Source organism: Klebsiella sp. Lac1, from assembly GCF_009825425.1.
GTDB classification, from domain to species: Bacteria; Pseudomonadota; Gammaproteobacteria; order Enterobacterales; family Enterobacteriaceae; genus Klebsiella; species Klebsiella electrica.
Window position 1 is genome coordinate 1,043,123 of the sequence record NZ_VJZJ01000001.1, and the last position, 17,931, is coordinate 1,061,053.

The following is a 17,931-nucleotide window of genomic DNA, read 5'->3' on the forward strand; positions in this document are numbered from 1 at the left end:
GGTGTTTCCATCTCTGATGTCCGCCTAATATTACTGCGACTTAAGAATAAATTCCTGTGTAACGCGTTGAACGATTTCACAATAGCCAGTGGCGTCCCAGGCCGCCCGGCCAATGAAGAGACCGTCGACATCCTGTTGTTGCAGTAATTCCACCGCATTTTGCTTGTTAACGCTGCCGCCGTAGAGCAGGGGGATTTGCAACCCGGTTTCCTGACCAAAAAGTTCACATAGCCCCTGGCGTAGCGCCCGATGGATCTCTCCTACTTGCTCCGGACGGGCCGGCGTACCCTGTTCGCCAATCGCCCAGATTGGTTCATAGGCAACAAGCGTGTCTACAACCTGCTGCCGGCTTAAGCCATGAAGGGCGATTTTCATCTGACGGACGACCGTTTCGCGCGAGACCTGCCAGCTTTTCTCTTCGGCGCTGTCGCCAATACATATCAGCGGACGCAAGCCATGACGCAACGCGCTATGGACCTTTCTGTTAATGGCGGCGTCGGTTTCGTTGAAGGCACCGCGTCGTTCGGAATGACCGAGCTCAACAAGCGTCGCCCCCGCTTCCAGCAGCATGTCTGCGGATATTTCACCTGTCCATGGACCGCTGTCGGCTTCATGCATATTTTGCGCGCCGGTCAGACAGCGAATATGTCGCTCCTGCAAATAGCGGCTGACCGGATGAATGGCCGTAAAAGGAGGGATGACAAAAGGCTGAATATCCGGATGAACAACCTGCCCCAGACGCTGCGCCAAAATCTCGCACCATTGCATCGCTTCGGAAAGCGGCTTGTTCATCTTCCAACTGGTGCCTAACCAAATTGTCTTCATCTTTCGTTCTCCATCGTAAGTAAATCAATGCGTTGTGAACATGGTTTATTCACCGCTGTGAAAGATTGAACTTTTTATCACTGTGTGAACATATGTTAGATCACATTTTTTTATTAAATAATTCGGTTGATTTTTTTATGTGACAAAGATCACCAATATCTTCTTAATCCTCAGGTAATGTTTTGCTCATATGATTAGAAGGTGAACATATGAACAAAATGACGTTCAACTACGAGAGGCCCACGATGTCACAAGAAAAAAAACCTGTTGTCGCAATCACTATCGGCGATCCTGCTGGGATCGGCCCGGAGATCACCGTTGCCACCATGATGGATAAAAGCGTGTATGACGAGTGCCAACCTTTTCTGATTGGATCGATCCCCATTGTCGCCCGGGCGATGAAGATCATGGGATGTGATTTTGCGTTGAACAAAATCACACACCCGGAGGAAGCGCTGTATCGCTGGGGAACCATCGATGTGATGGAAACCGGCGATTACGATTGCGACAGCATTGAATGGGGAAAAGTGCAGCAGTTGGCGGGAAAAATGTCGCTAGATTATGTGATGAAATCCATCGAATTAGGTAAAGCAGGCCTGATTGATGTGGTCTCGACGGCGCCGATTCATAAAGAAGCGATTAAGCTGGCAGGCTGTAAATTACCGGGTCATACCGAGATCTATCAGGTTGAAACGCAGTCAGATTATGGCCTGACGATGTTTCATGTTCAAAAATTGCGGGTGTTTTTCGTCAGTCGCCATATGGCGTTGAAAGCGGCGTGTGATTATGCCAACAAAGAACGCGTGCTGGCCTGCGTACAGCAAATTCACCATGAGTTCACCGCCCTCAAAATTGCCAATCCGCGTATCGCGGTTGCGGCGCTTAACCCGCACGCTTCTGATAACGGCCTGTTTGGTCACGAGGAAGCGGACAACCTGATTCCGGCGGTGAAGGCGGCGCAGGAGATGGGAATCAATGCGATTGGCCCGGTTCCGGCGGATTCGGTATTCCATCTTGGCAAGCAGGGACGTTATGACGCGATCCTTTCCCTGTACCACGACCAGGGGCATATCGCCTGCAAAACCCTCGACTTTGAACGCTCCATTACTATCACCTTCGGCCTGCCGTTTATGCGCAGCTCCGTTGACCACGGGACCGCTTTCGATATTGCCGGTACTGGCAAAGCAGGAACCGTCAGCATGCTGGAATCGACGCTGGTCGCGGCGCGTTACTGGAAAATGAAACATCAATAATCGCGGGTGTTAATGCGAATCAATGAGGACAAAGAGATGGAAAAGCATCTGTTGATTAGCAAAGGCAGTAAAGGCTGGGGTGGGCCGCTGACGATTGATATCCATCAGAGCAAAAAGATTGCTTATATCACCGGGGGATTGGTTCCCCCGGTTGTTGAACGACTGAGTGAGCTGACCGGCTGGCCTTCCGTTGACGTCTTTAAGAACGGCGAGCCACCGGAAGACGAAATTGGTTTGATGGTTATTGATTGCGGCGGTACGTTGCGCTGTGGGCTCTATCCGAAACGGGGTATTCCGACTATCAACCTGCATCCAACCGGTAAAAGCGGTCCGCTGGCGGAGTTTATTCATGAAGGCATCTATGTTTCCGGCGTGACGCCGGCCTGCATCGAAATGGTCTGGCCGCAAGGGGAAGGCGGTAAGCTGGGGATCGTCGCCGACGATCTGACCGGTGCGACCACCGTTGGGGTATTACTGGCGCGCAGCGGTTTAAAAACCGCCGCGTTCTTCGATACCGAATCCTTCGCTCGCAATGAGGTGGAGTATCCGGCGATGGTGGTCAGCAGCGACAGCCGTCCTCTGCCGAAAGCGGAAGCCCAGCAGCAGGTCAGCGCCGCGGTGAAACAGCTGCAGACCCGCGGCGCGCACTACTTTACCAAGCGTATCGATACCACCCTGCGCGGCGGCATAGGTTTTGAAATCGACGCCATGCTGGAGCAACTGCCGCTGGAAACGGTTGCCGTTGTGGTGCCGGCTATGCCGCAGTCGCGGCGTATTCTGGTTGGCGGCTACTCGGTGATTGACTCCGTCGCGCTTTCACGCACAGATGTGGCACGCGATGTACGCACTCCGGTTACCGAGTCCTGGGTGCCGGGGCTGCTGGCGGCGCAGACTCATCATCAGGTTGGACATATCGCGCTGGCCTCGGTGATGAAAGGCGAGGGGCAGTTGCAGGAGGATCTCCAGGAACAGCAGCAGCGCGGCATGCGGGTGATTGTGGTCGATGCCATTACCGTGGAAGATGTCGATGCGATTGCCGGGGCGGTGGTTGCGCTGAACTGGAACGTACTGGCGGTCGACCCGGGCCCCTTTACCGAACGACTGGCGGTGCGTCGTGGCCTGATGCGGGAGACGCGAAGTAGCGTATCAGCGACGACGGCAGCGGAAAGCCAGCGCGGATCGATTCTTGTGGTTGCCGGTAGCGCAACGCCGGTGACGAAAAAGCAGCTCCAGCATCTGATCGCCAATGATGAAAGGGTTTGCCACATCCCCGTTGACGCCGAACTGTTGGTCGACAGGAAAAACGCCGCTGAAATCGAAGTTAATCGCGTGGTACAGCATGCCCGGCAGTGCGTACCGGCGCAGCAGAACGCCATATTCGTTTTTGAATCAGCGTTAACCGGACGACTGCTGGATCTACAGGAAGAAGAACAGCGCTTTGGTCTGGCGCACGGTCAGGCTGCGAAAAATATTAACCAGGGATTGGGGAATATTGTCCGTGAAGTGCTTAGCTGCGCGTCGGGAGAAATTAAAGGTCTGTATATGACCGGTGGCGACACGATGGTGAATGTTCTTAAAGAACTCGGCGCCACGGGAATTGAAATGATTGACTATGTGATACCGCAAACCGATATGGTGCGTATTATCGGCGGCGATTATGCCGGCCTGATTTGCATTGGCAAAGGCGGTTTAACCGGGCCGGAGGATATTATTAGCACCATTGTCGAAAGAATTTATAAAGAAGCGCAGCAATAATTAATAATTCATATAAATAAAAATCGGCGTAATGGTCGTCTGGGTAGTATTGCGTCGTTATCTCTGTCAAATCATAATTTATGAGTTACCCTATGAACATAAATATACTTGAAAAGATGAACAAGGTGCCAGGCGGTTTAATTATTATCCCACTGCTTGCGGCGATTTTTATTAATACCCTGGCCCCCGAAGTGCTGGGCATCGGCGGCCCGACAACCGCATTATTCAAAGTCGGTTCCAGCGCGATGATGGGGATTTTCCTACTCATTTGCGGCACCTCGATTAATATCCGTCAGGCCGGGCTGCCGCTTTATAAAGGTGCGGTACTGCTATTCCTTAAATGTCTCGCCGGCGCGCTGGCAGTGTGGGCTGCGGGGGCGCTGTTCGGCCCTAACGGTTTCCTCGGGATTTCCACGCTGGCGCTGATTGCCTGTTTAACCAGCTCCAACAGCTCGCTGTATATCGCGCTGTGCAGCAACTACGGCGATGCCAGCGACGCCGGGGCGATCTCCGTCTTCTGCGTCAAGGACGGCCCGTTTGTTACTATGATGGTGCTGGGGGTCAGCGGCCTGGCCAATATTCCTTTCGCCGCGCTGCTGTCGATGCTGATCCCGCTGCTGATTGGGATGCTGTGGGGCAACCTTGATAAGCGTTTTAAACAGCTGTGCGCCGCCGCTCAGCCGCTAATCATTATTATTATGTCGTTTGCTATCGGCGCCAATTCCAGTATCAACACGGTATTTACCGCCGGTCTGTCGGGGATCCTGCTCGGCATTATCTCTGCGGTAACCGGCATTGTGTTCTATTTTATCTACAACCTGTTCCTGAAGAAGAAAACCGCGCTGGGAGCCGCGCTGGGTACGACGGCAGCCAGCTCGGCGCTGACGCCAGCAATGGTCGCTCAAGCCGACCCCTCGCTGGCGATGTACGTTGATGCCGCCACCGCACAGCTGGCGACGGCGAGCATCATCACGATGATTACCGCGCCGGTACTGGTGGCCTGGTTTGATAAACGTCTGAAAAAGCGCGCGCCGGCGGTTGAACCGGTGAAAGAAAAGAGCAGTGAAGAGAAGGTGGCATTATCTTCTCATGCCGCAAAAGGAAACAAATAATATGACTGTGCCGTTGTATTCATTACTTATCACGGCTGTCGGGGAGTATGTTGAAAACTATCTGCAGGAACAGAAGCTAATCTTATTCTCTGAGCCCGTTCCTGACGATATTGCGATGTATTGCGCGGTACACCGGGGCAGTGAGCTAACGGCTGAATTATCACCCGGGCAGATAATGAAAATAAATCAGGCTATTTATCGGGTGACGGCGGTAGGTAGTGTTGCAACGGCAAATTTAAAACAGCTTGGCCATATCACTTTAAATTTTGATGGTGCTGCAACGGCTGAATTACCGGGGATGGTACATCTGTGTGGTCAATCACCACATGATATCCAGCGTGGTGACCGAATATCTTTCTATCAGGATCTAAATTAAGACCTGGAGCTAAATTAAGGAAATTATCATGAAAACAATCGCTATTGGTGCGGATGATGCCGCCTATGCTTTCCGCGACGCTATCGTCGCTTATCTGAATGGGCTCGGGATGAAGGTCGCGGATTACAGCAGCGATAAACGCCAGGGCAGTACGGTCTATCCGGATGTTGCTCATGCGGTGGCGATGTCGATAAAGCAGGGCGAGCACGATCGCGGCATCCTGATTTGCGGCACCGGTATTGGGATGAGCATTGTGGCGAATAAAGTACCGGGAGTACGTGCCGCCCAATGCCACGATACTTTCTCCGCCGAGCGGGCGCGCAAAAGTAATAACGCGCAGATTATTACCCTTGGCGCGCGCGTGATTGGCCCGGAGCTGGGCAAAAAAATTATTCAGGCCTGGCTTGAATCCGAATATGAAGGCGGCGGCTCCGCGTCAAAAGTGGAGCGTATCGACTATTACGAACACCAGCACGCCAGAGATTAATATCCGCAGTCGTAATATAAGGAACAGACTATGAGCCAGTTAGACGAGCTGAAAAAATATACCACCGTGGTGGCCGATACCGGTGATATCGAATCGATTAAAAAGTTTGCCCCGCAGGATGCCACCACCAACCCTTCGCTGGTGCTGAAGGCCGCGCAGCTCCCGCAATATCAGGCGTTGATTGCCGACGCAATCGGCAAGGCGCGTCAGCAGGGCGGCAGCGCAGAAACCCAGCTGATTAACGCCAGTGATCAGGTCGCGGTGGATATCGGCACTGAGGTGCTACGTCACGTGCCGGGGCGTATTTCTACCGAAGTCGATGCCCGTTTTGCCTGGGATCGCGGGATGTGCGTGTCGAAAGCGCGCAAGCTTATCCAGATGTATGCAAAGAACGGCATTGGGCCGGAGCGCATCCTCATCAAACTCGCCGCCACCTGGGAGGGCATTCGCGCCGCAGAGGAGCTGGAGCAGAGCGGCATCAACTGTAATCTGACCCTGCTGTTCTCCTTCGCACAGGCGCGGGCCTGCGCCGAAGCGGGCGTCTTTTTAATCTCGCCGTTCGTCGGGCGTATTTATGACTGGTATCAGAAAAACCAGCCGCAGGCTGAGTATCAGGTCGACAGCGATCCGGGCGTGGTTTCCGTGCGCCAGATTTATCAGTACTACAAATCTCACGGCTACGACACCGTGGTGATGGGGGCTAGCTTCCGCCGCATTGAGCAGATCCAGGCGCTGGCGGGCTGTGACCGTCTGACCATCTCCCCGGCGCTGCTCGATGAGCTGGCCGCCAGTGCAGGGACGCTGAGTCGCCAGCTGGCGCCAGGCTGCGTCACGGAAACTCGCCCCAGCCCGATGACGCAGGCGGCGTTCCTCTGGCAGCATCATCAGGATCCGATGGCGGTGGAAAAACTGGCGGAAGGTATCCGGCTGTTCGCCGTCGATCAGGTCAAACTGGAAAACCAGATTCAGCAGATGCTGTAAGGGCAGGGAAAGAAGCTCATGAACACCACGAAAACCCCCCGCCGTCTGTGCGCCAACGCGCTGCGTGCGCTGAGCATGGATGCGGTACAGAAAGCCAAATCCGGCCACCCCGGTGCCCCGATGGGGATGGCTGACATTGCGGAGGTCCTGTGGCGGGACTTCCTGCGACATAACCCGAACAACCCGGCCTGGGCCGACCGCGACCGCTTTGTGCTGTCCAACGGCCACGGCTCCATGCTGATTTACAGCCTGCTGCACCTCACCGGTTATGATCTGCCGATCGAAGAGCTGAAAAACTTCCGTCAGCTGCACTCTAAGACGCCGGGCCACCCGGAAGTGGGCTACACCGCTGGCGTTGAAACCACCACCGGCCCGTTGGGCCAGGGGATTGCTAACGCCGTGGGCATGGCTATCGCGGAAAAAACGCTGGCTGCGCAGTTCAACCGTCCGGGCCACGATATCGTCGACCACTTCACCTACGCCTTTATGGGCGACGGCTGCATGATGGAAGGGATCTCTCACGAGGTCTGCTCCCTGGCCGGTACCCTGAAACTGGGTAAACTGGTGGCGTTCTATGATGATAACGGGATCTCCATCGACGGTCATGTAGAAGGCTGGTTCACCGATGACACCGCGAAGCGTTTCGAAGCCTACGGCTGGCACGTGGTGCGCGGCGTTGACGGTCACGACGCTGACGCCATCAAACGCGCGGTAGAAGAAGCGCGTGCGGTTACCGACAAACCGTCCCTGCTGATGTGCAAAACCATCATCGGTTTCGGTTCGCCGAACAAAGCCGGTACTCACGACTCTCACGGCGCCCCGCTGGGTGATGCAGAAATCGCGCTGACCCGCGAAGCGCTGGGCTGGAAACATCCGGCCTTCGACATCCCGTCTGACATCTATGCGCAGTGGGATGCCAAAGAAGCCGGTCAGGCGAAAGAGTCTGCCTGGAACGAAAAATTCGCGGCCTACGCCAAAGCCTTCCCGCAGGAAGCGGCTGAATTCACCCGTCGTATGAAGGGCGAAATGCCGGCTGACTTCGACGCCAAAGCCAGTGAATTTATCGCTAAGCTGCAGGCTAACCCGGCGAAAATCGCCAGCCGTAAAGCGTCGCAGAATGCGATTGAAGCGTTTGGTCCGCTGCTGCCGGAATTCCTCGGCGGTTCCGCTGACCTGGCACCGTCCAACCTGACTCTCTGGTCTGGTTCGAAAGCGATTAACGAAGACACCGCCGGTAACTATATCCATTACGGCGTGCGTGAATTCGGCATGACCGCGATCGCCAACGGGATCTCTCTGCACGGTGGTTTCCTGCCGTACACCTCCACCTTCCTGATGTTCGTGGAATATGCCCGTAACGCGGTGCGTATGGCGGCGCTGATGAAACAGCGTCAGGTGATGGTCTACACCCACGACTCCATCGGCCTGGGCGAAGATGGCCCGACTCACCAGCCGGTAGAGCAGGTGGCTTCCCTGCGCGTGACTCCGAACATGTCCACATGGCGTCCGTGTGACCAGGTGGAATCGGCGGTGGCGTGGAAATATGGCGTTGAGCGTCACGACGGCCCGACCGCGCTGATTCTCTCTCGTCAGAACCTGGCGCAGCAGGATCGTAGCGAACAGCAGTTGAAAGACATCGCTCGCGGTGGCTACGTGCTGAAAGAGTGCGCCGGTCAGCCGGAGCTGATCTTCATTGCCACCGGCTCTGAAGTGGAGCTGGCGGTTGCCGCGTGGGACAAACTGACTGCCGAAGGGGTGAAGGCGCGCGTGGTCTCCATGCCGTCTACCGACGCGTTCGACAAGCAGGATGCGGCGTACCGTGAATCCGTACTGCCGAAAGCGGTCTCTGCTCGCGTGGCCATCGAAGCCGGAATTGCTGACTACTGGTTCAAATACGTCGGCCTGAACGGCGCTATCGTTGGCATGACCACCTTCGGTGAGTCTGCGCCGGCAGAGCTGCTGTTCGAAGAGTTCGGCTTCACCGTTGACAACGTGGTCGCTAAAGCGAAAGCGCTGCTGTAGTCATAGCGTCGCAGAACGCGCGGGCTTTGGCTCCATGAAATGAAAAGGGGGTTACCTGACCAACCGGCAGGCACCCCCTTTGACCTCGTCGCCGGGCGGCGCGGTTATTGTTTACCCATCGCGTCTTTGCCCATTTTGTCTTTCGACATTGGATCTTTGGCCATACCGTCTTTGCTCATGGCGTCCTTGCCCATGCTATCCTTCGACATCCCATCTTTCGACATACACTCTTTTTTCATGCTATCTTTCGTGCAGTTGTAAGACATCTTACCCATATTATCTTTGGCCATGTTATTTTTCGCCATATTATCGGCAGCGTAGACGCTGGATATACCGAAAAATAAAGCAGAGCACATCAGTAAGGTATTCATTTTTTTCATTTGGTAATTCCTTCATGTTGTATAAATAATGGATGATGACGGCTATAAATTAACTACCCGCGAACCAGTTATAACCCTGGTCTTCCCAGTAGCCGCCGGGGTAACGATTGGTCACTTCAATCGCCATAATATGTTTCGGGTTTTTATAGCCGAGCTTGGTTGGAATTCTTAACTTCATCGGAAAACCATATTTACGCGGCAATAGCTGGCCATCGTAGGTTAATGCAATAATCGTCTGGGGATGGAGCGCAGTGGCCATGTCGATACTGGTATAATAATTATCAGCACAGCGAAAACTGACGTAGCTGGCGCGCAGATCGGCACCGATCCTTTTGAGGAAGAGGGCAAAAGGAACCCCGCCCCATTTACCAATGGCGCTCCATCCTTCCACGCAAATATGCCGTGTGACCTGGCTGACCTGCGCCATTGTATGGAGTTCGGCCAGTGTCCAGGGGCGTTTGTCCGTTACTAATCCCGTAATTTCAAGGCGATAATCGCTGGCATCGATCGTAGGCGCCTGATCCTCGCTATAAAATGCATTAAACGGGAAAGGGCGAGCGATCCTATTTTCGGGATAAACCGGCGCAAGGTTATCAGGATTGAATAACCAGTGTTGAATACGATCGTTAAATCGGGAGAGCTGGCTTAAGGTTTTTTCGACCTCGCTGTTATTGCTGATATCGCAACCGGTTAACAGCATCAGGCCGCCAAAGGTTAATCCCTGCCTGATAAAGCGGCGGCGGCCTTCCGATGAGAGCTGCTTGTTAATTTCCCGGCTCGCCTCCTGAACGACGATTGTCTTGTCGGCTGCGGAGAGTAAATTTTTATGATTGTTCACTGTATTTTCCTTATCGTCCGCGGAGCATCGCCAGTAACGTTTTCGGGACCAGCAGCACCATCAGCAGATGAATAACGACAAACCCCATCAGCGCGGACATCGCCAGGAAATGAATCACCCGTGCGTTGTCATATCCCCCGAGTAAGGTTCGTAGCAGCGGAAACTGCACAGACTTCCAGATAACCAGACCGGATAGCGCCAGAATAATGCTATCGAGCATGACGAAGAGATAGGCCAGTTTCTGGATGTAGTTATAATGGCCGGGATTGTCATGTGTCAGCCTGCCGCGTAATGCGGAAATAAAATCGTGAATGACCCCTCGTGGCGACAGCGGCCAGAATTGTTTTTTTAAGCGTCCGCTGACAACATTCATCAGCAGGTAAAATACACCGTTAAGAGCAAATAACCACATTGCTGAAAAATGCCATTGCAATGCGCCGGCCAGCCAACCGCCAAGAGTCAGTGCATCCGGAATATCAAAATTAAACAACGGTGATGCGTTATAAATACGCCAGCCGCTGGTCACCATAATTAATATCGAAAGCGCATTGACCCAGTGGCAAATTCTTAACCACAAAGGATGAACGATAGCGGGTTTCACCTGACCTGAGGGGCTGTTCATCATGATATTCCCGGTTATTGCGTTAATCACAGTGTGGCCTGAATCTGTTCGCCGATGTATCACGAAAAGTTAAATTAAATGTGATAACTCGCGATGCAAATGTCGTATAGACTTTCTCTGAAAGCGATCAATAAGGCGGCAGCGATGAAGCCCAAAAAAGTGTTAATTATTGAAGATGATGAAAATATCGCGGAGCTTCTGCAGCTACATTTATGCGAAGAGGGCTATGAAATCAGCCATGCTGCTGAAGGCGTCGGTGGGCTGGCGATGGTCAGGCAGGGCGGCTGGGACGCGCTGATCCTCGATCTGATGTTACCGGGCATCGACGGTCTGGAGATCTGCCGGCATGCCCGCACTATGGCAAGCTACATGCCGATAGTGATAATCAGCGCGCGCTCAAGTGAAGTCCATCGTGTCCTGGGGCTGGAGCTCGGGGCAGATGACTACCTCGCGAAACCCTTTTCAATGCTTGAACTGGTGGCGCGAGTGAAGGCGCTCTTCCGCCGTCAGGAGGCCATGACCCAGAATCTGATGCAGGACGCCGGCATGTTGCATATTGACCGGCTGGCCATCGACCCGCTTGCGCGCGAAGCGCGTCTGCGCGATCTCCCGCTTGACCTGACGCCGCGCGAGTTCGACCTGCTGTGGTTCTTTGCCAGGCATCCCGATAAGGTCTTTTCCCGCATCAGCTTGCTCAATCAGGTCTGGGGCTATCAGCATGAAGGGTATGAGCATACGGTCAACACGCACATTAATCGGCTGAGGATGAAAATAGAAGATAATCCGGCGGAGCCGGAGTTTATCCTGACGGTTTGGGGAAAAGGCTATAAATTTACGGCCCCGCACCCCGAGCCTGGCCGCTGAAACATTCCGCCGGCGCGAGTCGAATGCGGCGCGAGTACCACTCGTACTTTCTTCGCTGCGCGCCGCTGTCTCGCTCGCCGTTCACCGGCCTCTCTTCTGCCGATAGCGCGCGCTGTCGCGGCGGGTGAAAAGCCATCTCCCATCACATTCCCCGCCGCCAGACGAGAATTGTTGTGCGTGAACGCTAAATTTTGCTCATCTGTTTTGGTTGGCTGCCCGGGTTGTTGCCAGATTTAGTGAGAGTTCGCGTGCACACCGGACCGCATCACTTACACAACATATCAGCCAGTCGCGGAGTATCAGTCATGCATCCACCGATGATGTATCAGGATTTAACGACCCGGGCGCTCATTGAACATGCCGCGCGATATCATAGCGATACGGAAATTGTCTCGGTCGGGACGTTGGGGGGAAGGGAGTACAGTACCTGGGGAGAGGTGGCGGATAACGCCCGGCATCTGGCCTCCGCCATGCATCGGCTGGATCTCCCGGCAGGCGCCCGCTGCGGCACGCTGGCGTGGAATAATCGCCGTCATCTGGAAATCTATTTTGGCATCAGTTCTGGGGGATGGGTGACGCATACCATCAATCCACGCCTGTCCGCGGAACATCTCGCCTTTATCATCAGTGAAGCCGCGGACGAGATTCTGTTTTTCGACTACACCTTTCTGCCGCTTATCTGCGCGCTGCGGCCCCAATTGCCAACGGTAAAGCATTTTGTTCTGCTGGCGCCGCGGAATGACGAAGCGCTCGCCGCGCTGGATGCGCTGCTGTTTTTTGATGAGCTGGTCGCTGAAGCGGATCCGGCGTATCGCTGGCCCGAGGTGAGCGAAGATTCTCCAGCCTCGCTGTGCTATACCTCCGGGACCACGGGGAAGCCGAAAGGGGTGCTGAATACCCACCGCTCGCTGGTACTGCATACGCTGAGCGGCAATCAGCCGGATGCGGCCGGTATATCGGCACAGGACACGCTGCTGCCGGTGGTGCCGATGTTCCACGTCAATGCCTGGGGCACGCCTTTTATTGCCGCGATGGCGGGCGCTCGCCTGGTTCTGCCGGGGCCGAATCTGGACGGCGACAGCCTGCTGCGGCTGCTGAGCGAAGAGCAGGTCAGTGTCGCCTTCGGCGTTCCGGTCATCTGGGCCGGTTTGCTTGCCGCGCTGCGTAAATCGGATATTCGCCTGCCGCATTTTAAACGATCTTTTGTCGGCGGGTCGGCGCTGCCGCCGTCGATGATTGAAGTCTTCCGCCGCGATTATGATATTGCGCTGATTCATGCCTGGGGGATGACCGAGACTTCGCCCATCGGCACCATCAACACGCCGCTGAGCAAACATAAGGCCCTGACCCAGGAGACACAGGAAAAACGGGGGCACGGTCAGGGACGCGTCATTTTTGGCATCGATCTGCGGGTGGTGGATGCGCAGGGCCAGACGCTGGCCAACGATGGCGAAAGTCAGGGCTATCTGCAGGTGCGCGGCCATTGGGTGGCGGCAAATTACTATGGTCGTCCCGATACGGCGTTGACCGATGACGGCTGGTTCGATACCGGCGATATTGGCACTCTTGATGAGAATGGCTACCTGGTGATTCACGATCGGGCGAAAGATATCATTAAGTCCGGCGGAGAGTGGATCTCGACGGTGGAGCTGGAGAATATTGCGCTTGCCCATCCGGCGATTCGCAGCGCGGCGGCGATTGCGGCGCAGCATCCGCGCTGGGATGAGCGTCCGGTGCTGCTGTGCGTCAGGGCGGAAGGGGGCGAAATTGAAGAGCCGGAGCTGCTGGCCTGGTACCAGGCACGGGTGCCGAAATGGCAGCTGCCGGACCGGATTCTGTTCATCGATGCGCTCCCCGTCAGCGCCACCGGTAAAGTCCTGAAAAACCGACTGCGCGCCGAGTTCGGTCAGATTCTGATGGCGGATGGGCGCGAGGCGGGCTAAATCGGTTTCTGGCCGCCCTAAGGTTTATGCCCCGTGAGCCAGGGGCATAAGCATTTTGCTTTCTCTGTAAGCGGCGAACAGTAAAAAAATGATGATATAAAGACAACAGATCAACGCCATCGCGCTGATGTAAGCCGGCAGGTGGGTGACGTAAATCATGCTGCACGAGAGAATGACCAGAACGATGCCGGTATACATAGGGTGGGGAAGCCATCTAAAAATGCCGGTTCTGATAGCCGACACGCCGGGCAGATAGTAACCCGCCCAGGTATGGCACCGGCCTAAATCAAGTTTGCCTTTTATCATCAGGATATTACCGATCACGGCAATCGCCAGACATCCCCATTCAATCAGGCTAATGGTTGCCACCAGAGACAGGCTATAGCCAAAAATAAGGATCGGAACCAGCCACATGAACCTTAAGAGTTTGATCGCGGCGACAGGAAACAGAGGAGAGGCCTCGGCCGGCTGCTTGCGCGGAATGATAAAGGCGGTAAATACGACCAGATTGAGCAGTGCCAGAAACAGCCATACCGTCGCCATCATGATTAACCTCGAGCCGGATATTCAGCGGTGTCATGAGGAAAAGTGTAGCTGAGCCATGCAGAGAGAGGACAAAAAAACGGCGGAGCCGGGGCTCCGCCAGACGGGATTAACGGCCCGCTTTTAGCTTCTGATAATACTCTTCATACAGCGTGCTGGCGCTGCCGACATCGTTTTGCCATTCGCCTTTGGCGATGATGTCGGCGTCCGGGTAGAGCGACTTATCATTGGCGACGTCCGGGCTGAGCATCTTACGCGCGGCGAGGTTTGGCGTCGGGTAGCCGATGGTTTCCGCCACCTGTTTTGCCACTTCCGGGCGCAGCAGGAAGTTAATCAGCTTCAGCGCGCCGTCGACGTTTTTCGCATTCGCCGGAATCGCCAGGCTATCCATCCAGAAGATCCCGCCTTCTTTCGGCCACACGACCTCAAGCGGCGTGCCTGACTGGCGGGCAACCCACGCTGAACCGTTCCATACCATGCCGAGATTCACTTCGCCTTCCATATACGGGTTAGCCGGGTTATCGGAGTTAAACGCCGCCACGTTAGGCATCAGTTTTTTCAGCTCGTTGTAGGCGGTTTCAATCTCTTTCGGGTCGGTGGTATTGCCGGAATAGCCCAGCTTACGTAAGGCAATCTGGAATACTTCACGCGCATCGTCGGTCAGCAGCAGGCTGCTTTTGTATTCCGGCTTCCACAGGTCGGCCCAACTGGTGACGGTTTTCGGATCGATAGCATCGCTATTGACGCCAATGGCCGTCGCGCCCCAGATGTACGGAATGGAATAATCGTTGCCCGGATCGAACGGTTTATTCAGCATCTGCGGATCGAGGTTGCTGAAGTTAGTCAGCTTGCTCTTGTCTATCTTCTGCAGCATCCCCTCTTTACGCATCTTATCGACGAAATAGGTGGAGGGTACCACCAGGTCGTAAGCGCCGCTTTTGTAGGTTTTGAGCTTGGCGTACATGGTTTCATTCGACTCATACGTCGAATAGATAACCTTGATGCCGGTCTCTTTGGTGAACTGTTCCAGCAGACCCGGCGGCACATACTCGGTCCAGTTATAGAAATAGAGCGTTTTGCTGTCGTCCGCATGCGCGGCGCTGATACCCATGACCAGAGCGCTGGCAGCGAGCAGGTGGCGTGACCATTTTTTCATTTTAACGTCCCCTGAGTTTTATCACGTGCAATCAATTGGCTGGCGATGACCATCACCAGAGAGAGAACTAACAGAATCGTCGCCAGGGCGTTCACTTCCGGCGAGACGCCCACTTTGACCATCGAATAGATCTTCAGCGGCAGGATCTCGTAACCTGGACCGGTCACGAATGACGACACCACCACATCATCCATCGACAGCGTAAAGCTCAACAGCCATCCGGCGGCCACGGCAGGCAGCGCCAGCGGCAGAAGAATTTTACGCAGAATGGTCAACTCACTGGCGCCCAGATCTTTCGCCGCTTCCAGCATCCGCACATCAAAACCTTTGAGGCGCGAATAGACCGTCACCACCACGAAAGGCAGACAGAAGGTGATGTGGGAAAACAGCAGCGACCAGAACCCCAGCTGAATGCCGAGCAGCATAAACAGCACCAGCAGGGAGATGGCCATGACGATATCCGGTGACATCATCACCACGAACAGCATCCCGCTGACGAACGGTTTACCGCGAAAACGATAGCGATACAGGGCGACGGCGGTCAGCGACCCGATAAGCGTCGCAAAGGTGGCCGACAGCACCGCCATGGTCAGCGAGTGCCGCGCCGCCTGCAGCAGGCTATCGTTATTCATCAACAGGCTATACCACTGGGTGGTGAAGCCTTGCCAGTTGATACCAAAACGCGAACTGTTAAACGAGTTGACGATCAGAATAATGATCGGAATATAAAGGTAAGCATAAATGGCGGTCATAAAGCCGCCGCGCAGCAGGCGACCGATCATTCGAGTTCCACCTTCTTGTTCAACAGACGCGCCGCGCGCCAGTAAATCAACAGCATCAGGCCCATGACCAGCGTCAGAGTAATGCTGGTTGCGGCACCAAACGGCCAGTCACGGATATTCAGGAACTGACTCTTGATAACGTTACCGATCAGCAGGTTTTTGGCGCCGCCCATCAGATCCGAGACGTAGAACAGTCCCATCGCCGGGAGCATCACCAGCAGACAGCCGGCAATAATACCCGGCATCGTCAGTGGAATAATGATGCGGATAAAGGTTTGCAGCTTGCTGGCGCCCAGATCCCTTGCCGCTTCCAGCAGAGGACGATCCAGCTTCTCAATACTGGAGTAAAGCGGCATCACCATAAACGGCAGCAGAATATAGACCAGTCCGATGATGACCGCAGAGGGGGTGTACATGATGCGCAGCGGCGTATCAATCATCCCCAGCCACAGCAGAAACTCATTGAGATACCCTTTGGTGCTAAGGAAGATCTTCAGCCCGTAGATACGGATCAATGAGTTGGTCCAGAACGGCACGATCAGCAGAAACAGCAGCAGCGGGCGCACTTTTTCCGGCAGCCTGGCCAGAAACCAGGCGAAAGGGTAGCCGAGCGCCAGGCAGGCGAAGGTCGCCAGCAGCGCCATATTGAGCGAGTGCAGCAGCACGTCGTAATAGAGCGGATCCAGCAGGCGCGCGTAGTTATCCAGCGTGAAGACCATTTTGACGAAGCTGGCGTCGTCGCGGGTCAAAAAGCTGGTACCGATGATCATCAGGTTGGGCAGGAACACAAACAGCACAAGCCAACCGACGATAGTGGCGATCACCACATTCTGCAATTTACTGGTATTCTTCATCAGCCAGCACAACCTCCCAGCTTTCTACCCAGTTAATGGCCATTTTCTGGTCAAGCGGGTGGTCAAAGTCCGGATCGTCTTCGTTAAAGAATTCACTGACCATGACCATTTTGCCATTTTCCAGTTCGACGACCGACTCCAGCGTCATGCCTTTGTAGTTGCGCTCGCGGATGTAGCCGATCAGTCCGTCGGCGTCGCTGCCGGGGTGGACTTCATCGACGCGCAGATCTTCCGGGCGCAGCAGAACGTTTAGCCGCTGGCCCCGCTCGACGGGGAAATTGACGTAGATATTGCATTCGCGGCCTTCAACACTGGCGCGGACGCGCTGCTCGTCAAGGCGTTCAATGACCGTCGCATTAAAGAGGTTGATCTCGCCGATAAAACTGGCGACGAACAGGTTTTTCGGCTCTTCGTAGATTTCACGCGGCGTGCCGTCCTGCTCGATTTTCCCGTCGCGCATAACCACGATGCGGTCGGACATGGTCAGGGCCTCTTCCTGATCGTGGGTGACGAAGACGAAGGTGATGCCAAGCTTACGCTGCAGTGCCTTCAGCTCGTTTTGCATCTGCTTGCGCAGCTTATAATCCAGCGCCGACAGGGATTCATCGAGCAGCAGCAGGCGCGGTTTATTGACCACCGCCCTGGCGATAGCCACCCGCTGCTGCTGACCGCCGGAGAGCTGATGTGGTTTGCGTTGGGCAAACTCCTCCAGCTGGACCATGCGCAGCGCATCGAGGACGCGAGGGGTGATTTCCGCCGCCGGCGTTTTCTGCATCCGCAGACCGAAGGCGACGTTTTCGAATACGCTCATATGGGGAAACAGAGCATAGCTTTGAAAGACGGTGTTGACGTGGCGGTTTTCCGCCGGAACATGGGTGATGTCCTGACCTTCGAGATGAATCCGCCCGCTGTCGACGTTTTCAAGCCCGGCAATAAGACGAAGAACGGTGGTTTTACCGCAGCCAGAGGGGCCAAGCAGGGTGAGAAACTCACCGTTGTTGATGGTCAGATTCAGATCTGAGATAACCGTTTTGCCATCAAAGCCTTTGCGAATTCCCGCCAGTTGCACCAGCGGCGAAAGCGAACGCGGTTGTATATTCAATTTTTAACTCTGTCCCATGTAGACGCAGCGGACGAT

At 54.9% G+C, this 17,931-nt stretch carries 18 protein-coding genes; 9 read left to right on the forward strand and 9 right to left on the reverse strand.

The genetic code is table 11. The features are described from left to right. Nucleotides 1–30: 30 nt before the first annotated feature. On the reverse strand, nt 31–825 hold the full coding sequence (locus FNY10_RS04920) for a triose-phosphate isomerase (protein WP_160703794.1): 795 nt from the start codon (nt 823–825) through the stop codon (nt 31–33). A 245-nt stretch (nt 826–1,070) separates the two neighbouring features. On the opposite strand from FNY10_RS04920, the gene pdxA reads away from it, so the two are divergent. The 7 genes from pdxA to tkt all read left to right on the forward strand — a co-directional run bounded on the left by pdxA (nt 1,071) and on the right by tkt (nt 8,811). After that, nucleotides 1,071–2,078: a 4-hydroxythreonine-4-phosphate dehydrogenase PdxA gene (gene pdxA, locus FNY10_RS04925; protein WP_004860567.1), complete on the forward strand. Its 1,008-nt coding sequence runs from the start codon at nt 1,071–1,073 to the stop codon at nt 2,076–2,078. Between the two features lie 36 nt (nt 2,079–2,114). Further along, on the forward strand, nt 2,115–3,833 hold the full coding sequence (locus FNY10_RS04930) for a four-carbon acid sugar kinase family protein (protein WP_141964911.1): 1,719 nt from the start codon (nt 2,115–2,117) through the stop codon (nt 3,831–3,833). Between the two features lie 92 nt (nt 3,834–3,925). Continuing rightward, entirely contained in the window at nt 3,926–4,945 is a 1,020-nt protein-coding gene (locus FNY10_RS04935; RefSeq protein WP_141964910.1) for a 2-keto-3-deoxygluconate permease, read from the forward strand. A 1-nt stretch (nt 4,946) separates the two neighbouring features. Next, a complete protein-coding gene (locus FNY10_RS04940; protein ID WP_032717213.1) occupies nt 4,947–5,321 on the forward strand; it encodes a PTS glucitol/sorbitol transporter subunit IIA in 375 nt (124 codons plus the stop codon). Between the two features lie 28 nt (nt 5,322–5,349). Then, a complete protein-coding gene (gene rpiB, locus FNY10_RS04945) occupies nt 5,350–5,808 on the forward strand; it encodes a ribose 5-phosphate isomerase B (protein ID WP_004860583.1) in 459 nt (152 codons plus the stop codon). Between the two features lie 30 nt (nt 5,809–5,838). Beyond that, nucleotides 5,839–6,789, forward strand: a complete 951-nt coding sequence (tal, locus tag FNY10_RS04950; protein ID WP_131049964.1) for a transaldolase — start codon at nt 5,839–5,841, stop codon at nt 6,787–6,789. Nucleotides 6,790–6,807: 18 nt separating this feature from the next. Then, nucleotides 6,808–8,811: a transketolase gene (gene tkt / locus FNY10_RS04955; RefSeq protein ID WP_141964908.1), complete on the forward strand. Its 2,004-nt coding sequence runs from the start codon at nt 6,808–6,810 to the stop codon at nt 8,809–8,811. A gap of 104 nt (nt 8,812–8,915) precedes the next feature. Here tkt and FNY10_RS04960 read toward each other — a convergent pair whose 3' ends face one another. The 3 genes from FNY10_RS04960 to FNY10_RS04970 are packed head-to-tail and all read right to left on the reverse strand — an operon-like array spanning nt 8,916 to nt 10,651. Beyond that, nucleotides 8,916–9,191, reverse strand: coding sequence for a pentapeptide MXKDX repeat protein (locus FNY10_RS04960; RefSeq protein WP_160703790.1), 276 nt, complete (start codon nt 9,189–9,191; stop codon nt 8,916–8,918). Nucleotides 9,192–9,240: 49 nt separating this feature from the next. Beyond that, nucleotides 9,241–9,987, reverse strand: a complete 747-nt coding sequence (locus tag FNY10_RS04965) for a molybdopterin-dependent oxidoreductase (RefSeq protein ID WP_407081499.1) — start codon at nt 9,985–9,987, stop codon at nt 9,241–9,243. A gap of 52 nt (nt 9,988–10,039) precedes the next feature. Further along, nucleotides 10,040–10,651, reverse strand: a complete 612-nt coding sequence (locus FNY10_RS04970) for a cytochrome b/b6 domain-containing protein (protein WP_131050565.1) — start codon at nt 10,649–10,651, stop codon at nt 10,040–10,042. A 144-nt stretch (nt 10,652–10,795) separates the two neighbouring features. Between FNY10_RS04970 and FNY10_RS04975 the strand changes: the two genes are divergently transcribed. After that, nucleotides 10,796–11,515: a response regulator transcription factor gene (locus FNY10_RS04975; protein WP_048024997.1), complete on the forward strand. Its 720-nt coding sequence runs from the start codon at nt 10,796–10,798 to the stop codon at nt 11,513–11,515. Nucleotides 11,516–11,820: 305 nt separating this feature from the next. Then, the gene (locus FNY10_RS04980) at nt 11,821–13,458 is read left to right on the forward strand and encodes a long-chain fatty acid--CoA ligase (protein WP_160703788.1); all 1,638 of its coding nucleotides are present in this window, start codon (nt 11,821–11,823) and stop codon (nt 13,456–13,458) included. Between the two features lie 24 nt (nt 13,459–13,482). On the opposite strand, the gene FNY10_RS04985 is transcribed toward FNY10_RS04980, so the two are convergent. The 5 genes from FNY10_RS04985 to potA form a co-directional block, all read right to left on the reverse strand. Beyond that, nucleotides 13,483–14,004: an isoprenylcysteine carboxylmethyltransferase family protein gene (locus FNY10_RS04985; protein WP_088884055.1), complete on the reverse strand. Its 522-nt coding sequence runs from the start codon at nt 14,002–14,004 to the stop codon at nt 13,483–13,485. Nucleotides 14,005–14,110: 106 nt separating this feature from the next. Continuing rightward, nucleotides 14,111–15,157, reverse strand: a complete 1,047-nt coding sequence (gene potD, locus FNY10_RS04990) for a spermidine/putrescine ABC transporter substrate-binding protein PotD (RefSeq protein WP_160703786.1) — start codon at nt 15,155–15,157, stop codon at nt 14,111–14,113. Then, nucleotides 15,154–15,939: a spermidine/putrescine ABC transporter permease PotC gene (gene potC / locus FNY10_RS04995; protein ID WP_131050556.1), complete on the reverse strand. Its 786-nt coding sequence runs from the start codon at nt 15,937–15,939 to the stop codon at nt 15,154–15,156. The genes potD and potC overlap by 4 nt, the downstream gene beginning before the upstream one ends. Beyond that, nucleotides 15,936–16,793 (reverse strand): spermidine/putrescine ABC transporter permease PotB, encoded by an 858-nt coding sequence (gene potB, locus FNY10_RS05000; RefSeq protein WP_160703784.1) that lies wholly within the window; start codon nt 16,791–16,793, stop codon nt 15,936–15,938. The genes potC and potB overlap by 4 nt, the downstream gene beginning before the upstream one ends. Beyond that, a complete protein-coding gene (gene potA, locus FNY10_RS05005) occupies nt 16,777–17,895 on the reverse strand; it encodes a spermidine/putrescine ABC transporter ATP-binding protein PotA (RefSeq protein WP_131050554.1) in 1,119 nt (372 codons plus the stop codon). Before potA ends, potB begins: the two co-directional genes overlap by 17 nt. Between the last annotated feature and the right edge of the window lie 36 nt (nt 17,896–17,931).